At 63.2% G+C, this 23,424-nt stretch carries 18 protein-coding genes; 11 read left to right on the top strand and 7 right to left on the bottom strand.

Going from position 1 to position 23,424, the window contains the following annotated elements; translation table 11 throughout:
• Nucleotides 1-84: 84 nt before the first annotated feature.
• The 5 genes from VGG47_RS11245 (at nt 85) to VGG47_RS11225 (ending at nt 7,577) form a co-directional block, all read left to right on the top strand.
• Complete coding sequence (locus VGG47_RS11245) at nt 85-1,140, top strand: alpha/beta hydrolase (RefSeq protein WP_331538512.1); 1,056 nt, start codon at nt 85-87, stop codon at nt 1,138-1,140.
• A gap of 397 nt (nt 1,141-1,537) precedes the next feature.
• On the top strand, nt 1,538-5,140 hold the full coding sequence (locus VGG47_RS11240) for a hydantoinase B/oxoprolinase family protein (protein WP_331538510.1): 3,603 nt from the start codon (nt 1,538-1,540) through the stop codon (nt 5,138-5,140).
• 23 nt (nt 5,141-5,163) lie between these two features.
• The gene (locus VGG47_RS11235; protein WP_331538508.1) at nt 5,164-5,700 is read left to right on the top strand and encodes a winged helix DNA-binding protein; all 537 of its coding nucleotides are present in this window, start codon (nt 5,164-5,166) and stop codon (nt 5,698-5,700) included.
• A gap of 252 nt (nt 5,701-5,952) precedes the next feature.
• A complete protein-coding gene (locus VGG47_RS11230) occupies nt 5,953-6,624 on the top strand; it encodes a DUF969 domain-containing protein (RefSeq protein WP_331538506.1) in 672 nt (223 codons plus the stop codon).
• Nucleotides 6,621-7,577, top strand: a complete 957-nt coding sequence (locus tag VGG47_RS11225) for a DUF979 domain-containing protein (protein ID WP_331538504.1) — start codon at nt 6,621-6,623, stop codon at nt 7,575-7,577. Before VGG47_RS11230 ends, VGG47_RS11225 begins: the two co-directional genes overlap by 4 nt.
• 107 nt (nt 7,578-7,684) lie before the next feature.
• On the opposite strand, the gene VGG47_RS11220 is transcribed toward VGG47_RS11225, so the two are convergent.
• The 5 genes from VGG47_RS11220 to VGG47_RS11200 form a co-directional block, all read right to left on the bottom strand.
• On the bottom strand, nt 7,685-8,902 hold the full coding sequence (locus VGG47_RS11220; RefSeq protein ID WP_331538502.1) for an outer membrane beta-barrel protein: 1,218 nt from the start codon (nt 8,900-8,902) through the stop codon (nt 7,685-7,687).
• Nucleotides 8,903-9,173: 271 nt separating this feature from the next.
• Complete coding sequence (locus tag VGG47_RS11215; RefSeq protein ID WP_331538500.1) at nt 9,174-10,826, bottom strand: FAD-binding dehydrogenase; 1,653 nt, start codon at nt 10,824-10,826, stop codon at nt 9,174-9,176.
• Between the two features lie 147 nt (nt 10,827-10,973).
• A complete protein-coding gene (locus tag VGG47_RS11210) occupies nt 10,974-12,092 on the bottom strand; it encodes an amidase (RefSeq protein WP_331538539.1) in 1,119 nt (372 codons plus the stop codon).
• Nucleotides 12,093-12,124: 32 nt separating this feature from the next.
• Nucleotides 12,125-12,271: a hypothetical protein gene (locus VGG47_RS11205; RefSeq protein WP_331538497.1), complete on the bottom strand. Its 147-nt coding sequence runs from the start codon at nt 12,269-12,271 to the stop codon at nt 12,125-12,127.
• Between the two features lie 272 nt (nt 12,272-12,543).
• The gene (locus VGG47_RS11200) at nt 12,544-13,506 is read right to left on the bottom strand and encodes a LysR substrate-binding domain-containing protein (protein WP_331538536.1); all 963 of its coding nucleotides are present in this window, start codon (nt 13,504-13,506) and stop codon (nt 12,544-12,546) included.
• A 53-nt stretch (nt 13,507-13,559) separates the two neighbouring features.
• Here VGG47_RS11200 and VGG47_RS11195 point away from each other — a divergent pair, with 53 nt between their 5' ends.
• The 3 genes from VGG47_RS11195 (at nt 13,560) to VGG47_RS11185 (ending at nt 18,566) form a co-directional block, all read left to right on the top strand.
• Nucleotides 13,560-14,447 carry an EamA family transporter gene (locus tag VGG47_RS11195; protein WP_331538495.1) on the top strand — a complete coding sequence of 296 codons (888 nt, stop codon included), beginning with the start codon at nt 13,560-13,562 and terminating at the stop codon, nt 14,445-14,447.
• Nucleotides 14,448-14,690: 243 nt separating this feature from the next.
• Entirely contained in the window at nt 14,691-17,063 is a 2,373-nt protein-coding gene (locus tag VGG47_RS11190; protein WP_331538493.1) for a tetratricopeptide repeat protein, read from the top strand.
• A 135-nt stretch (nt 17,064-17,198) separates the two neighbouring features.
• Nucleotides 17,199-18,566, top strand: a complete 1,368-nt coding sequence (locus tag VGG47_RS11185) for an MFS transporter (protein WP_331538491.1) — start codon at nt 17,199-17,201, stop codon at nt 18,564-18,566.
• 153 nt (nt 18,567-18,719) lie between these two features.
• Here the strand turns inward: VGG47_RS11185 and VGG47_RS11180 are convergent, their stop codons facing one another.
• Nucleotides 18,720-19,613, bottom strand: coding sequence for a LysR substrate-binding domain-containing protein (locus VGG47_RS11180; RefSeq protein WP_331538489.1), 894 nt, complete (start codon nt 19,611-19,613; stop codon nt 18,720-18,722).
• A 112-nt stretch (nt 19,614-19,725) separates the two neighbouring features.
• On the opposite strand from VGG47_RS11180, the gene VGG47_RS11175 reads away from it, so the two are divergent.
• From VGG47_RS11175 to VGG47_RS11165, 3 genes are read left to right on the top strand one after another with little or no spacing between them, the layout of a single operon-like run.
• Nucleotides 19,726-20,406 (top strand): RraA family protein, encoded by a 681-nt coding sequence (locus VGG47_RS11175; protein ID WP_331538486.1) that lies wholly within the window; start codon nt 19,726-19,728, stop codon nt 20,404-20,406.
• 30 nt (nt 20,407-20,436) lie between these two features.
• Complete coding sequence (locus tag VGG47_RS11170) at nt 20,437-21,759, top strand: MFS transporter (RefSeq protein ID WP_331538484.1); 1,323 nt, start codon at nt 20,437-20,439, stop codon at nt 21,757-21,759.
• Nucleotides 21,760-21,780: 21 nt separating this feature from the next.
• The gene (locus tag VGG47_RS11165; RefSeq protein ID WP_331538481.1) at nt 21,781-22,803 is read left to right on the top strand and encodes an amidohydrolase family protein; all 1,023 of its coding nucleotides are present in this window, start codon (nt 21,781-21,783) and stop codon (nt 22,801-22,803) included.
• A 158-nt stretch (nt 22,804-22,961) separates the two neighbouring features.
• On the opposite strand, the gene VGG47_RS11160 is transcribed toward VGG47_RS11165, so the two are convergent.
• Nucleotides 22,962-23,354 (bottom strand): cupin domain-containing protein, encoded by a 393-nt coding sequence (locus VGG47_RS11160; protein ID WP_331538479.1) that lies wholly within the window; start codon nt 23,352-23,354, stop codon nt 22,962-22,964.
• Nucleotides 23,355-23,424 lie beyond the last annotated feature (70 nt).

Raw genomic sequence — 23,424 nt, 5'->3', positions numbered from 1 at the left:
CAATTGCGACACGCCGCGTGGAACATTCCATGCAATGCCACGCAGCGCTGTAAACTAGACCAAGATGGATAAAGAGAGGCTTTGATGCACAAACAAGATGTAGCACGCGCATTCGCCGCGGCGGCTTTCACGCTGCTCGCTCCTGTCGCCATGGCGCAGACAACCCTGGCGCCGCGTGACGTGCCCGCGAAGGTTATTCCTGTTCCCGCCGATGTCAGCCCGCAATTGCAGGCCGTCATCGCCAGGCCTCTGACCCCCGGCTGGAACACGCCGCCGACCACGCCGCAGGGCTGGAAGCAGCTTGCCGACAAGCTCGACGCCGCCACCGCCGCCCAGGTCGGGCCGATGGCGCAGCGTCTGCACGTCAAGATTCAGTCCGGCATGATCGACGGCGTGCACGTCTATCGCCTCACGCCGGATGTGATCCCGGCCAGCAACGCCCATCGCCTGCTCGTCCATGTCCATGGCGGCTGCTACGTGCTGGGCGGCGGCGAAGCGGCGCTGCCCGAGGCGCTGCTGATGGCGGGTATGAGCCATATCCGGGTCATCTCCGTCGATTACCGGATGCCGCCCGAGGCCTATTACCCCGCGGCGCTCGACGACGCGATGACGGTCTACAAGGCCGCCCTGAAGATGACGAAGCCGCAGGATATCGGCGTGTTCGGCCGGTCGGCCGGCGGCGCGATGACGCTGGCGATGATGCTGCGCGCGGAGCAGGAGCACCTGCCGATGCCGGGCGCCCTCGCGGTGAACTCCCCGATGTCGGATGATGTGGATGAAGGCGATTCCGCCTATACCAACGCCCTGGTCGACAACAACTTGGTGGCGCCTGGCGGGTATTGCGACGCCGCGGCCAGTTTCTACGCCCATGGACACGACTTGGCCGACCCGATGATCTCGCCCCTTAATGGCGATTTCCACGGTTTCCCGCCGACCATCCTGGCCACCGGCACGCGCGACCTTATGCTGAGCAATACGGTCCGTACCCATCAGAAGCTGCTCCTGTCCGGGGTGACGGCGGAGTTGCTGGTGTTCGAGGGCATGTCCCATGTCCAGTACGCCATGGACGACCGCATTCCCGAGGACCGTCAGGCCTTCGCGGAAGAAGGCGCCTTCATGAACGAGCATTTGGGTCACTGATCACGCGTAACTGATCAAGGCTCAACCTCAAGCAGGCTCCGTGCGCTTCGGCGCGCGGGGCTTTTTTTGTGGGCGGTTTTTCAAGTAAAGAAAGTGGCCGCTTTTTGAAAAAAGCGGCGCAAAAACTTTTGTTATGCTGGGTCATGGGCGATGTCGGCGACAACGCCCATGACCCAGATTAATAAAGTTTTTTTGCTGCTTTTTGTTCACAAAAAATAGTCTTCTACTTCGCGCAAAATTTAGCCAAAAGAATAAAAAATGGGCTCTTTTAAGCCGGAGGTTGTATGGCCGAAGGGCTTTGCGTCATTTTTCGGCGTTCTATTGTTGACGATTTGTAGATAATTCGTTTATGTCGGCCGCCACGATTACATTATTGTGGCGAACCGGAGGGCGAAACATGAACGATGCGGGCTGGCAGTTCTGGGTTGACCGCGGCGGCACGTTTACTGACATCGTTGCCCGTCATCCGGATGGCACGCTGTCCACGCATAAGCTGCTCAGCGAAAACCCCAGCCGCTATCGCGATGCGGCCGTCGCCGGCATCCGCCAGATCCTCGGCCTCGCGCCTGGCGCGCCGATCCCGCCGGGGACGATCGATGCCGTGAAGATGGGCACCACCGTCGCCACCAACGCGCTGCTGGAGCGCAAGGGCGAGCGCACGCTGCTGCTGGTCAACCGGGGCTTTGCCGATGCGTTGCGGATCGGCCATCAAGGGCGCCCGAGCCTGTTTGACCTCGAGATCACCCTGCCGACCCTGCTCTATGAGCGCGTCGTGGAGGTCGGTGGCCGTGTGGATGTCGACGGCACCGAGGTGGAGCCCGTGGACGAGGCAGAAGTGCGCACCGCTCTGGAAGCGGCGAAGGCGGACGGCATCAGCACCTGCGCGATCGCGCTGATCCATGCGTGGAAGCATCCCCAGCATGAGCGGCGCCTCGCCGAACTGGCCCGCGCCGCCGGCTTCGCACAGGTTTCCGCGAGCCATGAGGTCAGCCCCTTGCTGCGGCTGATCCCGCGCGCCGACACCACGGTGGTCGACGCCTATCTCTCGCCGATCCTGAAACGCTACGTGGACCAGGTGGCCTCAGAGCTGGGCGGCACGCGGCTTTATTTCATGCAGTCCCATGGCGGCCTCACCGAGGCGGCGCGGTTCGGCGGCAAGGACGCGATTCTGTCCGGGCCGGCCGGTGGCATCGTCGGCGCCGCGCGCACCGCGTCCATGGCGGGCATCGATCATGTGGTCGGCTTCGACATGGGCGGGACCTCGACCGACGTCGCCCTCTATGCCGGCGCCTTCGAGCGCAGCTTCGAGACCGAGGTGGCCGGCGTGCGGATGCGTGCGCCGATGATGGCGATCAACACGGTCGCCGCCGGTGGCGGCTCGATCCTGCATTTCGACGGCGCGCGCTTCCGGGTTGGACCGGACAGCGCGGGCGCGGTGCCGGGTCCGGCGGGGTATCGCCGCGGCGGACCGCTGACCGTTACCGACGCCAACATCTGCGTCGGCAAGATTCAGCCCGCGCATTTCCCGGCGATCTTCGGCCCCGACGCCGACCAGCCGCTCGATGTCGCCGTGGTGCGTGAAAAATTCGCCGCCCTGGCCAAGGAAATCGCGGCGGCGACCGGCGAACACCGCGACCCGCGCGATGTCGCGGAGGGCTTCCTGCGCATCGCCGTCAGCAATATGGCCAATGCGGTGAAGCAGGTCTCGACGCAAAAAGGTCATGATCTGAGCCGCTTCGCGCTGCAATGCTTCGGCGGCGCCGGCGGCCAGCATGCCTGCCTGGTCGCCGACGAGCTCGGCATGGACCGTGTGTTCCTGCACCCGTTCGCCGGCGTGCTGTCGGCCTATGGCATGGGCCTCGCCGATCAGACGGTGTTGCGCGAACAGGCGATCGAGCTGCGGCTCGAGGAAGCGATGCTGCCGCGCGTCCGTGCGCTGGCCGATGAGTTGGCCGCCGCCGCCGCCGCGGATCTCGCCGAACAGGGTGCGGCTTCGGGCGATGTCGAGGTCTCGCGCCTAGTGCATCTGCGCTACCAGGGCACAGACGCGGCCCTGCCTGTGCCGCTCGGGCCGCTTGAGGCGCTCGTCGCCGCGTTCACCCGCGCGCATCAGGCGCGCTTCGGCTTCGCGACACCCGAGCGTCCGCTGATTGTCGAGGCGGTGGCGGTGGAGGCAACGTCGGCGGGCGAGGCACTGGTTGAAACCACGCTGGCCGCGCGCATGGACGAGAAGCTGGCTCCGATCGACAGCGCGGAAATCTGGAGCAACGGGCGCAGCCTGCCCACCGGCATTTTCGATCGCGCAACTTTGCGCGCCGGGGATCGCCTGGCCGGACCGGTGCTGATCCGCGAGACGATCGGCACCATCGTCGTCGAGTCCGGCTGGACTGCCGAAGTCACGGAGCTGAACCATATTCTGCTCCGGCGCACCGAACCGCGTACCGCCCGCATCGCCGCCGGCACCGACAAGGCGGACCCGGTGCTGCTGGAACTGTTCAACAATCTGTTCATGCATGTCGCCGAGCAGACCGGCGTCGTGCTGCAGAACACCTCGCAGAGCGTGAACATCAAGGAGCGCCTTGATTTTTCCTGTGCGATTTTCGACGCTGCCGGCAACCTGGTCGCCAACGCGCCGCATGTCCCGGTGCATCTCGGCGCGATGGGCGAGAGCGTGAAGACCGTGCTGCGGCAGCGGGGTGCGAGCTTGCGGCCCGGTGACGTGGTGGCGCTGAACAATCCGTATAATGGCGGCACGCATCTGCCGGACATCACCGTGATCACGCCGGTGTTCGACAAAGCGGGAGCGGAGATTCTGTTCTTCGTCGGCTCGCGTGGCCATCACGCCGATATCGGCGGCATCACGCCCGGATCGACGCCGCCCAACTCGCATACGCTCGAGGAGGAGGGGGTGGTGATCGACGACTTCCTGCTCGTCGATCAGGGCAGTTTCCGCGAGGTGGAGTTCCGCGCGCTGCTGGACGGCGCGCGCTATCCCGCGCGCTCGCCGGACGTCAACGTCGCCGATATCAAGGCGCAGGTCGCGGCCAATGAGAAGGGCGTGCAGGAGCTGGGCCGCGTGGTCGAGCAATATGGCTGGGACGTCGTCCGCGCCTATATGCGCCACGTGATGGACAATGCCGAGGATAGCGTGCGGCGCGTCCTCGACCGCATCCATGACGGTTCGTTCGCCTATGTGATGGACAATGGCGCGCCCTTGGCCGTGCGCGTCAGCGTCGACCGCGCCGCGCGCAGCGTCGTGGTGGATTTCACCGGCACGGGCAAGCAGAGTCCCGATAATTTCAACGCGCCGCCGGCGGTGACACGCGCGGTGGTGCTGTATGTGTTCCGCTGCCTGGTCGGGACCGATATCCCGCTCAACGATGGCTGCCTCAAGCCGATCAGCATCGTGATTCCGCCGGGCACGTTCCTGTCGCCCGAACCGGGGTCGGCGGTCGTCGCCGGCAATACCGAGGTCAGCCAGGCGGTCTGCAACGCGCTGTTCGGGGCGCTCGGCACCATCGCCTGCAGCCAGGCGACGATGAACAATTTCCTGTTCGGCGATGCCACGCGCCAATATTACGAGACGATCTGCGGCGGCACCGGGGCGGGGCCGGGCTTCAACGGGCAGTCGGCGGTGCAGACGCATATGACGAACACCCGCATGACCGATCCCGAGATTCTGGAATTGCGCTATCCGGTGCGGCTGGAAGAGTTTTCGATCCGCCGCGGTTCGGGCGGGGCCGGGCAATGGCACGGCGGCAACGGTGCGGTGCGCCGCCTGCGTTTCCTGGAGCCCATGACGGCGGTGATCGTGGCATCAAGGCGCGTCATTGCGCCCTTCGGGTTGGCCGGCGGGGCCGACGGCGAGGCCGGCCGGCAATGGGTCGAGCGGGCCGACGGCACGCGGATCGAGCTTGAGGGAACCGCCCGGGTCGAGCTTGAGCCGGGCGACATCTTCGGGATCGCCACGCCCAGCGGCGGCGGTTTCGGCACCGCCTGACAACCAGAGAACCAGGAACGTCCATGAAAAATCCCGTCGCCAATGAAAAAACCCACGACACGCATCGGATCGTGTCGTCGGCGCATCTGGCGGCGGGAGCGTCTCCGGGGCTGTCCGAGGTGGAGTTCAGCCTGACGCTCGCAGTCACCGCCTATCATCGCTGGATGGTGCGCTGCATGACGGCAGCCGGTATGCCATCGCTCTCGCCACTCGAGGTGCTGATCCTGCATACGGTGCGCCATCGCGACCGCCCGAAAAGCATGGGCGACATCGCGCTCGTGCTGGACATCGAGGAAACCCATCTCGCCACCTATGCAATTCGCAAGCTTAACGGTTTGGGCCTGGTTACCACGACACGCCGTGGCCAGGAGAAAATCGTCACGGCGACCGCCGAGGGGATCGCGCTGTGCGACCGCTACGGCGCGCTGCGCGAAAAATTATTGGTGAGCGCCCTGAGCGAAAGCGGTGTGGCGGAGGATCGCTTGTCCGCCATAGCGTCTCTGCTGCGCAGCTTGTCCGGTTTCTATAACCAGGCCGCCCGCGCGGCCGCCACGCTCTGAGCATGATCTATTCAGGCGAGCGAAGGGAAGGACTTCTTTTTGTGAACAAAAAGAAGCAAAAAAACTTTATTTATGCTGGGCCATGGGCTTTGTCGCCGACACAGCCCATGGCCCAGCATAACAGAAGTTTTTGCGCCGCTTTTTTCAAAAAGCGGCTGCTTTCTTCCATCCGTGTCCTCAGCCCGGAGCACGATTAATCTAAAATTATCGTGCTCTAACCCCCATCTTCATTCCAGAAAGGGTCTATCGTCGATGCTTGTCTTATCGGGCGTTCTTGTCGTGATTGTCGGCTTCGCCGTCGGCCTTAATCCCTTGCTTGTCGTTACCGTCGCGGGCTTCGTGACGGGGATCGCGGCCGGCATCCACCCGCTCGCGGTGCTTGCCGATTTTGGGCATGCTTTCATCACCTCCCGCTATGTCGCCATCGTTTGGCTCGTCGTGCCGGTGATCGGCCTGCTGGAGCGTGTCGGCCTGCGCGAGCGCGCGCAGACGCTGATCGCGAATTTCCACACGGCGACCGTCGGGCGGCTGCTTCTGGTTTATCTGCTGTTCCGTCAGATCACCGCGGCGCTTGGGCTCCTCTCGATCGGCGGCCATGCGCAGATGGTGCGCCCGCTGATCGCGCCGATGGCTGAGGCGGCCGCGGAAAAGAACGGCCCGCTGGACGAGGACACCCGCATGATCATCCGCGCCAACGCGGCGGCGGCGGACAATATCGGGGCCTTTTTCGGCGAGGATATTTTCGTCGCCATGGGCTCGATCCTGTTGATCAGGGGCGTATTGCAGCTGAACGGTATCAACGTCCAGCCGATCTCGCTGGCAGTCTGGGCGATTCCTACGGCCGTCCTGACGTTCCTCATTCATGGTGCGCGCCTGTTGCTGCTTGATCGGCGCCTGCAGCGCGCCCGTGAGGTGCGCTCATGATCCGTCTTGAATATGTCTACATCCTTGCCGGGCTGATGTTCGGCGCCTTCAGCGTGCAGCACGCGTTGGACCGTGCCAATCCACAGCGTTGGCGCAGCGCTGTGTTCTGGGGAGCCTATGCCATCACCTTTTTGGTCGGCTCGCATCTGCCCGATACCGTGAACGGCGTGCTGGTGCTGGTCATGGTGCTGCTGGCCGGCGTCGGGGGATTGAAGCCGGGTGCTGCGCGCAGCACCAGCCCCGAGGAACGGCAGGTGAGTGCGGCTCGCACGGGCAACTGGCTGTTCCTGCCGGCGTTGGTGATCCCGGCGGTTGCCGTGCTTGGCACGCTGTTTTTGAAATATATCAAGTTCGATGGCGTGCCGCTGGTCAGCCCGGCCCAGGTGACCATCGTGGCGCTTGCACTCGGTGTGATCTGCGCGCTCATCGTCGGGATCGTGATGCTGCGGCCGTCGCTGGGAGCACCGTTGCAAGAGGGGCGGCGGTTGATCGACAGCGTCGGCTGGGCGGCCGTATTGCCGCAGATGCTGGCGGCGCTTGGTGCGTTGTTCGCCATCGCCGGCGTGGGGCATGTCGTGGCCAAGCTGGTCACGGATTATGTGCCGATGACCAGCAGCTTCGTCGCAGTGTCCACCTTCACGGTCGGCATGGCGCTGTTCACGATCATCATGGGCAACGCTTTTGCCGCGTTCCCGGTGATGATCACCGGCATCGGCTTGCCCCTGCTCGTCACCGGGTTCCATGGCAATCCCGTGGTCGTTGCGTCACTCGGCATGCTGTCGGGCTTCTGCGGCACGCTGCTGACGCCGATGGCGGCTAACTACAATATCGTGCCGGCGGCGCTGCTGGAACTGAAGGATCGCTACGGGGTCATTCGCGTGCAGGCGGCAACCGGTGGGATCATGCTCGTCGTTAATACGCTGCTGATGTACTTCTTCGCCTTCCGGCACTGATCATGCTCTAGGTAGAAAGCAGCCGCTTTTTAAAAAAAGCGGCGCAAAAATTTTTACGATGCTGGGGTATGGGCGTTGTCACTGACAACGCCCATTGCCTTAAAGTTTTAGAACAGAAGACCGGCTTCGAGCAGGCCGGAGAACTGATACGGCGTCCGTCCGGAATTGCCGTAGCCGAAGCTCTCGCCATCGTCGCGTGTGTGGTTCAGATAGAGCGCACCGCCGTCGAGCCGCGCGAACAGATCCTTGTACTGCCAGGTCGGCGTGATCGAGATGCCCTCGCCCGAGCTGCCCGGCGAGATGAACCAGTCGTTGTTGCCGTTGCTCGTCCAATATTCCGCCCAGGCGCCGATCGAATAGGGCGACGAGCCGAACGCGTAGTCGGAGAACACTGCGGCGCCGAAATTGCTGGAATACTTGTCCAAGCCTGGCGTGCCGCTCGCCGCGGCGAGGCGATGATTCGCCGTCGAGTACTGGTACTGCACCTCGGGCACGAGGGTCAGGTTGCCCGCCGTGAACGTGTAGTACGCGCCGAACAGCTGCGAATTGTCGAAATACGCGCCGGCCTCAGAGAGCGACGTCTGATCATACGAAGCCGGCGACGCCGCATAGGTATGCGCGTTCACCCCGGTGGCGCCGAGATTGCCGCCGTAGTACACCGTGAGCGCGTTGTTCTTGTTGAACGTATAGGTTGCCTCGGCCTGGAGGAAGTTGAACACGCCGGTATTGTAGCCGTCGCCGAACTGCACCGTCGCCGCGACAGGCCCCTTCGTGAAACTCGCCTCGACGCCGGTGCTCTGCGTGTTCTCCACGTTGAACAGCATGGTCGAGAATATGTTCGCGTTGTTCCAGTCGATGTCGCCCTCATAGCCCTCGAGCGAGGCGAACTGGCCGGCGGAGAGGGTGAACGGCGAGTTGTTCGGCGCGAGCGTGACATAGCCCATATAGAGCGGGCCGGTGCTGAAACCGTTCACCGAGGCCTGCTGCGGCTTGAGGCCGAGCGTCGGCGGCGGTGCGTTTGCACCCACCTCGATGGTGAACTGCAGCTGCCCACTTGTCTTCTGGAGCTCGATCAGCCCGTTCGCAAGATTGGCGCCGCCCGCCTTGTCGCCCAGATACCCATAGTTGGGCGAGTTGGACGTGCCGGTGCCGGTCATCCCATAGAAATATCCGTCCATCCCGCCGGAAAGTTCGAGCTGCCCAAGCGGACCGCCGTCGATCTGTATCGCGCTCGGGCCGTTCATCGCATGAGCCGCCTGAATGCCGATCAGCGGGCACGCCACGACCAGGCCTGCGCCTAAAAGCCGTTGACGAAGAGTCGTCATATCTATTCCTATCTCAGTTAGTGAAGCCCCCGGGGCAATGAGCTTACGCTCATAAATTGGCGAGATAGATTGGCCGGCATCCACATAAATGCGTCATAAAGACGGGGCGCTGTGATGCATCTTGGAGATAGGAAAGCGGCCGCTTTTTAAAAAAAGCGGCGCAAAAATTTTTGTTGTGCTGGGCCACGGGCGTTGTCGGCGACACAGCCCATGGCCCAGCACAACAAAGTTTTTTGCTTCTTTTTGTTCACAAAAAGAAGTCTTGCCTTCGCTAACTCAGCGCCGCCGCGGCAGCGCGCCCGGCGGTTCTCCCCGAAAACAGGCATCCGCCCAGGAACGTGCCTTCCAGCGAACGGTAGCCATGCATGCCGCCGCCGCCGAAGCCGGTGATTTCGCCGGCGCCATACAGCCCCGGCAGAGGTGTCCCGTCGGCGCGCAGCATGCGTCCGTGCAGATCGGTGACAAAACCGCCGAGGGTTTTTCGGGTCAGAATGTTGAGCCGCACCGCGATCAGCGGACCGTGCGCCGGATCGAGGAAGCGATGCGGTTTGGCGGTGCGCGCGAGCCGGTCCCCAATATACCGCCTCGCATTGTGGATGCCCGCCACCTGCGTATCCTTCGTGTAGGGGTTGGCAATTTCGCGATCCCGCGCCTCGATCTCCGCGCGCAATGCGTCGAGTCGGATGCGGTCATTCCCCGCGACGCGATTCATGCCGGCGACCAGGGTTTCAAGCGTGTCCGCGACGACGAAATCGGCGCCGTGTTTCTTGAAGGCCTCGACCGGCCCCGGCGCACTTTTGTTGAACACCCGGCCCAGCACCATCCGCCAGTTCTTCCCCGTGATGTCCGGGTTCTGCTCTGAGCCCGACAAAGCGAATTCCTTGCGGATCACGCTTTGCGTCAGCACGAACCAGGAATACCACGCGCCGGTCTGCGCCAGATGCGCGAGCGTGCCGAGTGTATCATAGCCGGGAAAGAGCGGCACCGGCAGGCGCTTGCCATCTGCGTCGAGCCAGAGCGATGAAGGGCCGGGCAGAATCCTGATCCCGTGCGACGGCCAGATCGGATCCCAGTTCTGCAAACCTTCCACATAATGCCACATACGATCAGGATTGATCAGCTGCGCGCCGGTGGCTTCGGTGATTGCCATCATGCTGCCATCGACATGGGCGGGCACACCGCAGACCATGGTCTGCGGCGCGGTGCCGAGACGGGTGGGCCAGTTTTTTCGCACCAGCGCGTGGTTGCCGCCGATGCCGCCGGAGGCGACGACAACGACCGGGGCGCGGAGCGCGAAATCGCCGATCACATCGCGATTGCTGCTTTTGCCGCGCGCGCCGGTATCGGGCTTAAGAATTTGTCCGTGTATGCCGTCGACCGCGCCATTGGTCATGGTCAGCTGGCTCACCTTGTGGCGAAAACGGAGCGTTATTCTGCCGCCGGCTTCGTGTTCACGCACGCGGTGAGCAAATGGCGCCACGACGCCAGGCCCAGTGCCCCAGGTCAGATGAAACCGCGGCACCGAATTGCCGTGCCCGATGGCGCCATAGCCGCCGCGCTCCGCCCAGCCGACCACGGGGAAGATACGATGGCCCATGGCACGCAGCCAGGCGCGCTTCTCGCCCGCGGCGAAATCGACATAGGCTTCGGCCCAACGAAGGGGCCAGTGATCCTCGTCGCGATCGAACCCGGCCGTGCCGAGCCAATCCTGCCAGGCGAGGTCGCGGCTATCACGAATGCGCAAGCGCCGCTGCTCCGGGCTGTCCACGAGAAACAGGCCGCCCAGCGACCAGAACGCCTGTCCCCCGAGATTCTGTTCGCCCTCTTGGTCGACGATGATCACGCGCCGCCCCGCATCAGCGAGTTCGCCGGCGGCGACGAGGCCGGCGAGGCCGGCGCCAATGACGATAGCATCCGCGTCCATGCCCCTGTTCCCCCTTGGTTGAAGAAAGGAAAGCAGCCGCTTTTTAAAAAAAGCGGCGCAAAAATTTTTGGTTATGCTGGGCTATGGGCGTTGTCGGCGACAACGCCCATAGCCCAGCATAAATAAAGTTTTTTTGCTTCTTTTTGTTCACAAAAAGAAGTCTTCCTTCTCGATACCAGCGGCCATCGCAAGCAGGCTCGCGTCCGAGCCGCTCCGTCCGACGAGCATGAGCCCGACCGGCAAAGTCTCGGTCCTGACCGGGAGGGAGATCCCCGTAAGATCGAACAAATTGCCGAAACTCGGGTTGCGCAGGGTCAGCAGATTGGTCGCGCCAAAGAGCGCATCGTCGCCGAGCAGTGGTTTGAGCGGTGGGGCGACGGTCGGCACGGTCGGCAGGATCAAAGCGTCGACCGGGGTGAGCCGCGCGTCCATCACGGCGAGCAGCGTGTGGCGCTCGCGCAGTGTGGCGATAAAGGCTGGGGCCGTGATCTGCGTGCCCGCCAGGATGCGCTGCAGCACCCGCGGATCATATTGATCGGCACATGTTGTGAGCCACGGCGCGTGGATGGACGCGGCTTCAACCGAGGAGATGGACGCCGCCGCAGCCGCACGCTGCATCGACGCCCGCAAATCGTCGACAACGACGTCGATGAGTCGGGCGCCCGCCTGCTCGAGTTTCTTGAGCGCCGCCGCGTACACGCGAGCCACGGTTTCATCCATATCGCCAAGGAGTTCGCCCTGCGGGATGCCGAGGCGCAGGCCCGCCAGGGGAAATTCCTGCACCGGTTTTGGCTCGTCGCCTGCCATGATCGCGTCGGCATCGGCGCATTGCTGCACCGTCCGCGCCAGCGGGCCAATCGAATCGAGCGTATAGGAGAGCGGAAACGCGCCATCGGTCGGGACACGCCGCGCGGTCGGCTTGAAGCCGGTCACGCCATTGAAAGCGGCGGGAATACGCACCGAACCGCCGGTGTCGGTGCCGATCGAAATTTCGCTCGTGCCTTCGGCGACCGATACGCCAGCACCTGCCGACGAACCGCCGGGGATGCGCGTCGGGTCGACCGCATTGGCCGGGGTCCCGTAATGCGGGTTGAGGCCGAGACCGGAGAAGGCGAACTCGGACATGTTGGTCTTGCCGATGATCAGCGCCCCGGCCCGGCGCAACCTTGTGACGACGGGGGCATCGCGCAGGGCAGGGGCTGCCGCACGCAACAGCGCCGAGCCCGCGGTCGTCGGTTCGCCGGCGACGTCGAACAGGTCCTTGATCGAGACGATCGTGCCGTCGAGCGGCCCGAGGCTTACGCCCCCACGGCGCGCCGTGCGTCGGCCGCATCGGCCTCCGCGCGAACCTGCTCGGCATAGACAAGCGTAAAGGCGGGCGCTTCCGCCGGCTGGGCCGAAATCTTTGCGAGCGCCTGCTCGACCTTGTTGCGTATCGACGTCATTTCAAAATCCCTCGTTTAGGCCACGACAGGCAGTGTGCCGGATCGTGCGGCCAAGCACCGGATCGGTCAACTCGATCGTCGCGCCGCCACGCCCGGCTTTCCGTGTTAGGCAAGCGGCCGCTTTTTGAAAAAAGCGGCGCAAAAACTTTTACTATGCTGGGCCATGGGCGTTGTCGCTGACAACGCCCCGCCCAGCATAGTAAAAGTTTTTTTGCTACTTTTTGTTCACAAAAAGTAGCCTTCCCCTTCGCTTAACCGCTTCCCACCGGCAGTCACACGAATATCTCGGCCAACAGCCAATCCCTGAACCTATGGATCAACGGGTCATTGCGGCGATCTTTGGGGCGGACCAAAAAATAGCTGAACGGCGACGGTATGGCATCTCGCACGGGCCGAATGAGTCGCCCTTCTTTCAGCGCCCAGTAGGCCAGTCGAGATCGGCCAAGAGCGACGCCGATGCCCTCGACGGCGGCCCGTTGTGCTAACGCGCTGTCGGTAACGGCAAGCGCTTCGCCTTGTCGCGGCGGTGACGCGCCAAACTCAGCGAGCCACTCCACCCAGGTCACCGGCCCCAGGTCGTGCACCAAAGGCAACGCGCATAAATCGGCAGCGCCGAGCAGCGGCGAGTCGGCCGGGATGAGCTTCGGCGCACAGATTGGAAACAGCTCTTCCCCCGCCAAATGTTCCACCGCCACACCGGGCCAGTCGCCGGCGCCGTATCGCAGGCAGCAATCGAGCCCCGCCTCCGCAGGGTCCACGAGCGCCATGTTTGTTTTGATACTGAGAACAACGTCCGGAAAGGCCTCGCGGAATCCGGCAAGGCGGGGTGCGAGGCAAAGAAGGGCGATCGAGGATGTGGTGCCGATCGCCAAGACACGTTCCGCCGCGCCTAGTCGACGGGCTCCCTGTATGGCAGCCCGCCCCGAGGCGGCGCGCAGACGTTGCAGGGCTGGCCGCACGTCAAGCAGGTAGGATTGCCCCGCTTCAGTCAAACGCAGGCCCTGCGGAAGCCGCCGGAACAGAGCGACGCCCAGCGCCGTTTCCAAGCGCCTCATCCGTTGGCTGACGGCCGATTGCGTGACGCCGAGTTCTTCTGCTGCCGCACTGAATCCGAGATGACGGGCCGCCGCTTCGAAAATACGCACGGCCTCCAGGGGGATGTGGAGGGTGTCGCGGCCGGCATCGCTATAAGCTGTGCTTTGGCTAAGGCCTCGAAGATATCGTTTCTTATCCATGATCAACTGTGGTTGGCTGCAATGTAGATTTATACTGACAGGGTCTTCTGCATATGCCTATCGGCGATCTTCTCCTCGGCGTTCTCGTCGCCTTCATTTGGGCCGCGAACTTCGTTGCCGTCCGTTTCGGTCTCGATGCCGGACTTTCGCCGTTGCTGTTGACGGCGCTTCGCTTCCTGGTTGTCGCAACGTTGACACCGTTTGTACCCCGCCCCTGCGGCTGGGGTCCGTTGCTGGCGCTTGGTGGTCTTATAGGTTTGGGCCAGTTCGGGCTTTCCACTCTTGCTGTCGCGGCCGGGCTGTCCCCTGGCATCGCGTCGTTGGCGATGCAGATGCAGGCGTTTTTCACGATCGGGCTGGCAGCCTTTGTGTTCGGGGAGCATCCAAGCCGACGGAACCTGATGGGATCGGCCGTGGCGGGCCTAGGCATTGCCCTGTTGGCCCTCGGCCGTGGCGTTGGCCCGGGGGGCGTGCCGCTCGTCGGCCTGGTCTTGATTCTTGCAGCCGCGTTGTCCTGGGCTGCGGGAAATCTGCTGCTGCGCCGGATTGGCCGAAGCTCCCATCCGCTGGCCATTGCCATATGGATGGCGGCCGTAGCGGCGCTGCCTCTTCTGGTTTCCTCTTGGGGGTTGGAAGGCTCGCCAATTCGCGCCCTGGCGGCCCTGAAGATGCCGGCTATCGCGGCAGCGGCGATAGCCTACTCCGCGATCGGGTCGACCTTGGCCGCGACGGGGATCTGGGCGTGGTTGCTATCCCGGCACCCGGCTGGCCGCGTGGCGCCTCTCTCCCTCTTGGTGTCAATATTCGGGATGTCTCTATCGGCCGTGCTTTTGGATGAGCGCTTCGGACCGCGCGACTTGCTGGCGGCGCTGCTGGTTCTGGCTGGGCTGGGGTGCTCGCTGATCCCCGGATGGCAACGAAGGAAAGAGGCCGCTTTTTGAAAAAAGCGGCGCAAAAACTTTTGTTATGCTGGGCCATGGGCGTTGTCGCCGACAACGCCCATGGCCCAGATTAATAAAGTTTTTTTGCTACTTTTTGTTCACAAAAAGTAGCCTTCCCTTTCGCTTGCCTGAGCAGGAGGCGAACGCAGACACACCCGGCCGGCTTGGCCGGGTCAGTTTGATTGTTGCGGGACATTGCAATACTTCCCTACCGTTCCCAGTAGCCGAAGTCGAAGGAAGGTGATGATGAACCGCCAACAGCGTCGAGCACAAACCAAGACTGCATCTGCTCTGCGGCGGCCTGCATTACCGAACTTGCGGGGGGCGATGGAGGACGGCTTTCGATGCTACCAGACCGGGCAATTGGCGGAGGCCGAGTGGTTTTTCCGTCAAGTTTTGGCGGTTGACCCTCGCCATGCCGACGCTCTGCATCTTCTTGGCCTCATTGCCCATCGGGTCGGGCAAAATGAAAAAGCGGTCGAATTTATTGACAAAGCAATCGAAATCACGCCGTCGGCCGCGGCCTATCACTCCAACAAAGGTTGCGCCCTGCAAGAATTGGGAAGGCTGGACGAAGCCATTGCCTCCTTCGACACCGCCATTCTTCTTAAGCCGGACTATGCGAGTGCCCACTACAACAAGGGCAACGCCCTAAAAGAGCAGGGCCACGACGAAGACGCCATTGTGGCCTACAACGCCGCCCTCCGGCTTGAGCCGGGCTACCCCGAGGCCTACGCCAATAAAGGCAACGCCCTGCAAAAGCTGGGCCGCCTTGAAGACGCCATTGTGGCTTTCAACAATGCCATCCGCATTGAGCCGGATGCCGCCGACACCCACCACCATCTAGGTGCCATCTTGTATAGCCTGGGCCGCCTCGACGAATCCATTATGGCCTACAACAATGCCGTTCGCCTTAAGCCGGACTATGCCGAGGCCTACTTCAACCTAGGCAGGGCTCTAAAGGATCGGGGATGCCTCGATGAGGCCGTTGCAGCCTACAACAATGTCATCCGCTGCAAGCCTGACGACGCCGAAGCATACTCGGACTTGGGTGTCATCTTACGTGACCTGAGGCGCCTTGCCGATGCGGTCGCCGTCTACAATGTCGCCATCCGTCTTAAGCCGGACTACGCCGAGGCCCACTCCAACTTGGGAGCCGCCTTGAAGGATTTGGGCCACCTTGCCGACGCTGCTGCTGCCTTCAATGCCGCCCTCCGCTTTAAGCCGGACTTAGCTGAGGCTCACTACAATCTGGGCGTCGTCCTCCATGACCTAGGGCAGCGCGACGGCTCTATTTCTGCCCTCAACACCGCCCTCCGTCTTAAGCCGGACTACCCCGAGGCACACTCCAACCTGGTGATGTGCTTGTACTATCAGCCGGGAAACGACGAAGACAGCATCCTAAAAGCGACCCGGCGCTTCGCGGATCAAATCGTCGCCAAGCCCCGAGCCTCGTTCATGAATGCGGCCGAGCCCCGACGTCGGCTTCGGATCGGCTATGTCTCGGCAGATCTCAGGAGCCATCCCGTCGGTTATTTTCTGAGTCCGGTACTGCCGAACCACGACCCCGACGCCGTTGAAATCTACTGTTACAGCAACAGCCGCGACGAAGATGACGTGACCGCAAAGCTGCGCGGTGCGGCCCATCACTGGCGCAGCCTGGTTGGTCTTCCGGATGATAAAGCCGCAGCGCAAATCATTGCGGACGGTATCGACATATTGGTCGATCTCTCCGGCTATACGGGAGGCAACAGGCTCGTGATGTTCGCCGGCCGGGCGGCACCGGTTCAGGCAACGTGGCTTGGTTTCTGGGGGACCACCGGCCTCTCGACCATGGATTATATCCTCTCTGATGAAGACACCATCCCGCCGGAACAGGAGCGTTTCTATAGTGAACGCGTTCTCCGTCTTCCGGGGAGCCGATTCTGCTACGAGGCACCAGACTACGCGCCGCAACCAGTGGCTCCGCCATCCCTGGCTGGGGGTGGTGTGACGTTTGGCAGTTTCAATAACCTGACGAAAGTTGGCCCCGAAGTCATCCGGCTCTGGGCACAGGTCCTGCACGCGGTTCCCGACTCTCAGCTATGTCTCAAATGGAAATCCCTAGCCGATGAGGGTACACGGCAACAACTGACGAGCGACTTCGCCGCGGCGGGGATCGGGCTGGACCGGCTGATCCTGCGCGGCCAGTCGCCCCACGAAGTTATGTTGAAAGAATACGGGGATATCGACATTGCCCTCGACCCATTCCCCTTCTCCGGCGGGCTGACGAGTTGCGAAGCGCTGTGGATGGGGCTGCCTGTCGTCACGCTGCCGGGTACCGAGGCGGTGTCACGACAGACGCTGGGCTTCCTGCGGGCCATTGAACGAACCGAATGGGCGGCCTCCTCGCCGGAGGATTATATCCGCATTGCCGCTTCCTTGGCTGCGGACAAAGGCGGGCTTGCGGCGCTGCGCGCCGGCCAGCGGCAACGCATGGCATCCTCCCCTCTTTGTGACGGCAAAAGCTTTGCTCGCCAGGTCGAGGCAGCCTATCGCTCCATGTGGCAGAATTGGTGCCAAACCACACAGAGCGAACGGTCGGACCCGGCGGATGACCGCGTGACGTCACCATAACCCCCGTTGGCAAATCCAGCCCCGCCATCGTCCGGCCGGGGCATATATCGCGCCTCCTGCGGGCCCTCCTGTTCTCGCTCCCACACATTCGCGGCTATGACACCATGTATGGCGCAACAGGCGAGGGGTGTGGGTTTGACGGAGCAGGCAATCGAGCGGGACGGCATGTCCATTCCCCGCCGCTACTGGGCTTATGGCGCGATCATCACCACCCTCGTCCTGGCGGTCATGGACGCCTCGGTCGCCAATGTGGCGCTGCCGACCATCGCGGGGGATTTCCACGCCACCCCCTCGCAGTCGATCGCCATCGTCAGCCTCTACCAGCTCGCCATCGTCATGCTGCTGCTGCCGCTCGCAGCACTCGGCGACATCTATGGCTACCGCCGCGTCTATAGCACCGGCGTCGCCGTCTTCACCGTCGCCTCGTTCTGCTGCGCCTGCGCATGGTCGCTCGACCTTCTCACCGCCGCCCGCATCCTCCAGGGCATTGGTGCCGCCGGCATCATGAGCGTCAACACCGCCCTCATCCGCTACATCTTTCCCACCGCCAAGCTCGGCCAGGCGCTCGGCCTCAACACGCTCGCCGTCGGCATTTCCTCCTCCATCGGCCCTAGCTTTGCCGGAATCATGCTCGCCATAGTCTCTTGGCACTGGCTGTTCGCCATCAATGTCCCGCTCGGGATCATCGCTTACGTCCTCGGCGCGAAAACCCTGCCTGACAGCCGCCGCGCCCCGCAAAAATTCGACATCATCTCCGCGCTCCTGGCGGCGGTGATGTTCGGCATGCTGCTCACCTCCATCGACTCTCTCTCGCGCGGCGGCGCCTGGCCCCGGTCGGTGGCGGAGGTCGCAATCGGTCTCGCCGCCGCTCTCTGGTGCATCCGTCGCCAAGCCCACCGCCCAGCCCCGCTTCTTCCGATCGACCTGCTCAAGATCCCGGTCTTCGCCCTCTCAATGGGCACCTCGGTCTGCTCCTTCTGCGCCCAGATGCTCGCTTTCGTTTCCCTGCCCTTCATGCTGCAGACGAGCCTCGGCTTCAGCCCCACCGCAGTAGGCTTCCTCATCGTCCCGTGGCCCCTGGCGGTCGCGGTCTGTGCCCCCATCGCCGGCCGCCTCTCGGACCGCTTCTCCTCCGCCCTCCTCGGCTTCGTCGGCCTGTTGCTCCTGGTCGTCGGCCTGCTCTTCCTCGCCTTCGTCCCCGCCCATGCCGGCGCGGCCAATATCGCCTGGCGCATGGCCCTCTGCGGCGCCGGCTTCGGCACGTTCCAGGCGCCCAACAACCGCACGATCGTCACCTCGGCCCCGCGCATTCGCTCCGGTGCCGCCAGCGGCATGCTCGGCACCGCCCGCCTCCTCGGCCAGGCACTAGGCGCGGCCTCGGTCGCCCTCATCCTCGCCCATGTCGCCGGCGCCCAAGGCGCGAGAATCTCCCTCCTGACCGGCGCCGCCTTCGCCTTCGTCGCGGCCTTCGTCAGCGTCGCCAGGTATGGGAAAAGCAAGTAAATAAAGAAAGCAGCCGCTTTTTAAAAAAAGCGGCGCAAAAATTTTTACTCCGCTGGGCCACGGGCGTTGTCGGCGACACCGCCCATGGCCCAGATTTATAAAGTTTTTTTGGTACTTTTTGTTCACAAAAAGTAGCCTTCTCTTTGGCTTGCCTTACGCGGGAAGCATTGCCGCTTCCTCGCGCGCGATATCGACGAAGCGCTGGATCCGGGACGCGACTGGACTCGCCTTGACCGTGAGCAGAAGCTCGCTCACCGCATCAGGATCCGCCAGTGGGCGGCTGATCACGTCGGAGATGCCCATGCGCGTATAGCATTGCGGCAGAATGGCGATACCGATGCCGGCGGCAACAAGACCGAGAACGGAACCAAGTTCGCGGGCATGCTGGGCAACTTTCGGTGCCAAGCCGGCCTGGCTGCATAGGGTCACGAAATGGTCGTACATGCCGCAGCCGATGTCGGGTGCAACGCTGACGAAGGTTTGCCCATCGAGTTGCGCCAGCCTGAGCGCACCGCGCGTGGCGGCAAGCGGGTGGTTCGGCGGGAGGAAGACGGCGAGTTCGTCCCGCCAGATCCGGTGCGCGATCAGACCGGGACCAGCCTGGAAATAGTAAGGCGGCCGCAGGATGCCGATGTCGAGCTCGCCGTTGAGCAGGGCCTGGAGTTGCTGTGCGGTCGACATGTGCCGGAGTTCGATCCCGATCTCGGGGTAGCGGTCCCGGAAGGCGCGCATCAGCCGAGGGAACATGTCGAGCATCGGCACCGAGCCGGTGAAGCCGAGCCGGATGAGCCCGGCCTCACCCTTGGCCGACAGGGCGACCACCTCAGCGGTCCGGCGCAGCTCCCCGAGTACTTTCCGGGCGGAATCGAGCAGCAGCACGCCGGCATGGGTGATCTCCACCTTGCGTCGCGTCCGGTTGAAAAGCATCGCGCCGAGCTCCTCCTCAAGCGCCTTGATCTGCATGCTGAGGGGCGGTTGGCTGACGTTAAGCCGTTCGGCGGCGCGGCTGAAGCTGAGCTCCTCGGCAACGGCAACGAAGTAGCGCAACTGACGCAGTTCCATAGCTTATATAAAAACCGGATAAATCACCGGTCAAGATCGTATTGGACTCTATAACTGATTTTGTGTCCTATCCCTGAAACATTGGGGGAATACCAAAATGCTCGGATTCAGGATCAATCGCCGTGATCGTCAGGTGCCGGCAAGCCTCGTCGACCGCTTCCGCAAACTGCCGGCTGCGAATGTCAGCGATGTGATGGCGCGCATGGTGGCCGGCGGCGCGCGGCTCCGGCCGATGCATGGCGGTGGGGTCATGGTGGGCGTGGCGCTGACGGTGAAGACGCGCCCGGGCGACAACCTATTGATCCACAAGGCAATCGACATCGCGGCCCCGGGAGACGTCATCGTCGTCGATGCCGGCGGCGACCTGACCAATGCGCTCTTCGGCGAGATCATGGCGAGCCATGCGGCGGCGCGAGGTGTCGCCGGCATGGTGATCGACGGCGCGATCCGCGACGCTGGGGCGATCCGGGCCGCGCATTTCCCGGTTTTCGCCGCGGGCGTTACGCATCGCGGCCCGTACAAGGACGGCCCCGGCGAGATCAACGTACCCGTGGCGCTGGATGGCATGATCATCGAGCCGGGCGATCTGGTGCTCGGCGACGATGACGGGATCGTCGCGGTTCCGTTCCAGCATGCCGAGACCGTGTATGCCGCGGCGTCTGCGAAACACGTGGCGGAGGAGAAGACCCTGGCCGCCATTCGCGCCGGCATTCCGCAGGACCGCGCCTGGGTCGACGAGACGCTGAAACGCCTCGGATGCGCATTTGACGGCGGCTGACACGGCCGCAAAAAAACTAAGGAGGAAACAATGTCTTCGAATGCAAGCCTCGAGAAGGCGACGATGCGTCGCGTCTACTGGCGACTGATCCCGTTGCTCTTCGCGGGAATGTTCCTGAGCTATCTGGACAGGATCAATATCGGATTTGCGGCGCTGCGGATGAACCATGATCTCGGGCTTACGCCGTCGATATTCGGTTTCGGCGCCAGCATCTTCTTCCTCGGGTACATGTTGCTCGGCCTGCCGAGCAACCTGATGCTCAACCGCGTCGGCGCCCGCATCTGGATCCCGGTCATCCTGATCTTCTGGGGCCTTGTCGCGGCGTCCACCGCCTTTGTCCGGGGACCGGCAAGCTTCGACGTGATCCGCTTCCTGCTCGGCATCGCCGAAGCCGGCGCGCTTCCCGGCTTTGCGCTCTATGTAACGCTCTGGTTTCCGGTCGCCTATCGGGCACGTGCCATCGCCGGCTACATCATCGCAGGCCAGGCGTCGGCGATCTTCGGCAGCCCGCTGGCAGCACTCCTGATCACCTCGACCAACGATCTGTTCGGCCTGCACGGCTGGCAGTGGATGTTCATCATCGAAGGATTGCCCACCGTTCTGCTCGGGATCGCCTTCTTCGCGCTGCTGACCGAACGCCCCGCCGAAGCAAGCTGGCTGACTGCCGAACAGCGCAGCTGGCTGCAGAACACACTCGATGCGGAGCGCGCGGCCGCGGAACGCGTGCGGCGTTTCCGCCTCGTCGACGTGGTTTCTGACGGACGAGTCTGGAGCCTCTCGATCCTCTTCGGCTGTGCGCTGGTCGGCATCTACGGGTTGCTGATCTGGACTCCCCAGATCATTAACGCGATGGGACATATGAGCCTCTTAGAGGTTGGACTGCTTGCGGCGATCCCGGCGCTGCTCGGCGTCGTCGGTCAGGTTGTCGTGAGCCACAGCTCCGACCGCACCGGCGATCGCAAGAAGCATCTCGGCGCCGTGTACCTGCTCGGCAGCGCAGCACTCGCGGCCAGCGCCGTTTGCCCGAACGTGGTCGTCGCCTACCTGCTGCTCTGCGTCGCGGGCTTCGGAATCTATGCCGGCAATCCGCTGTTCTGGAGTCTGTCATCGGCGATGATGACGGGCACCGCGGGGGCCGCGGCCATCGGGCTCATCAACAGCGTGGCCCAGTTCGGCGGGCTGATCGGGCCGTGGATGATCGGCTGGGTGAAGGAGTCCACCGGCAGCTTCCAGGCGGCGCTGCTCGCGCTTGCCGCCTTCCTGCTCTTGGCCGCCATTATCGCCTTCCTGATGCGCGTCGCCCCACGGCCGGCGAGCAACGACGCCGCGGACGCGGTTGCCAGACGGCTGTGACCACCAACGAAAGGACCCATCATGATCATTGACTGTCACGGCCATTACACGACTTCGCCGCCGGCGCATGAGGAGTGGCGGCGCCGGCAGGTGGCGGCGGGCCGAGGTGCGGCGCCCATGCCGCCCCCGCAGATTTCTGACGACGAAATCAGAGCCAGCGTCATCACCGGCCAGCTTCGGGTGCAGGGTGCGCGCGGCGTCGATATGACGATCTTTTCGCCGCGTGCGGCCGGCATGGCGCATCATGAATCCGATGCAGCAGGCAACGCGGCATGGGCGGATCTAAGTAATACGCTGATCCATCGCGTCGTTCGGCTGTTTCCGCGCAACTTCGTCGGTGTTTGCCAACTGCCGCAGGCGCCGGGCGTCTCGCTCGCGAACTGCATCGCCGAACTGGAGCGCTGCGTGACAGAATACGGCTTCGTCGGCTGCAACCTGAATCCCGACCCGTCGGGCGGCTACTGGACAGATCCGCCGCTGACCGATCGGTGGTGGTATCCGCTTTACGAGAAGATGGTGGAGCTCGACGTCCCGGCGATGATCCACGTCAGCTCCTCGTGCAATCCGAATTTCCACACCACCGGCGCGCACTATCTGAATGGCGACACTTCCGCCTTCATGCAGTTCCTGACCTCTGATCTGTTCCGCGATTTCCCGACGCTGAAATTCATCATTCCCCATGGCGGCGGCGCGGTTCCCTACCACTGGGGGCGCTTTCGCGGGCTCGCGCAGGACATGGGGCGGCCACCGTTGACGGAACTCCTGCTCGGAAACGTGTTCTTCGACACCTGCGTCTATCATCAGCCGGGAACCGAGTTGCTGGCGCGGGTGATCCCGACCAGGAACATCCTGTTCGCCTCCGAGACGCTCGGTGCGGTGCGCGGGGTCGATCCCGAGACCGGCCACGAATACGATGACACGCGCCGCTACATCGAAGGGGTGGCGTGGCTGACCCCGGCCGACCGGGCAGCGATCTTTGGGGGCAACGCGCGCCGCGTTTATGGCCGGTTGTCGGCGCAGCTGGAGCGGCAATTGTCATGGTAAGGGGAGGCAGGAAGAAAGTAGCCGCTTTTTAAAAAAAGCGGCGCAAAAATTTTTGGTCCGCTGGGCCATGGGCGTTGTCACCGACAACGCCCATGGCCCAGCATAGCAAAGTTTTTTTGCTACTTTTTGTTCACAAAAAGTAGTCTTTGCCTTCGCTTCTAGCTCGTTTGAACGAGCCTGCGATGCTCGGCGGCGATCGGCCTGGTCTCTCCGGAGGCAACCAATGTCCGCGTTGCCTCGACGGAGGCGTAGGTCCAGAAGATACGCAGAGGCTCGACATCGGACGCGTTCTTGAAAAAATGCGGGACGCCGGCGGGCACCCAGCTTGCATCCGCAGCCTTCATCTGATGCGGCGTGCCGTCGATGACGGCGATGGCATTGCCGGAGAGGATGAGGATCGATTCCTCGCAATTGTGAAAATGTTCCTGGATCGCGCTGCCTGGGGCGATCTCCGTGATGCCATTGATCATCTGCAGGGCGCCACTGCCCGGGCCGATCAGAGGGATTGTCCGGTTGCCATTGCCGCGATCGGCCACGGGCTGCTGTTCCATATGAACAACCGTTCCGACGCGCGGCGGAAATCCCTGAAATACAGCAACGACATCCATTTTCAATTTCCCT

The organism is Acidocella sp. (assembly GCF_036489515.1).
Classification (GTDB): Bacteria; Pseudomonadota; Alphaproteobacteria; order Acetobacterales; family Acetobacteraceae; genus Acidocella.
Note: the sequence above shows the minus strand (reverse complement) of the source record. Positions and strands in the feature narration are given on the sequence as shown.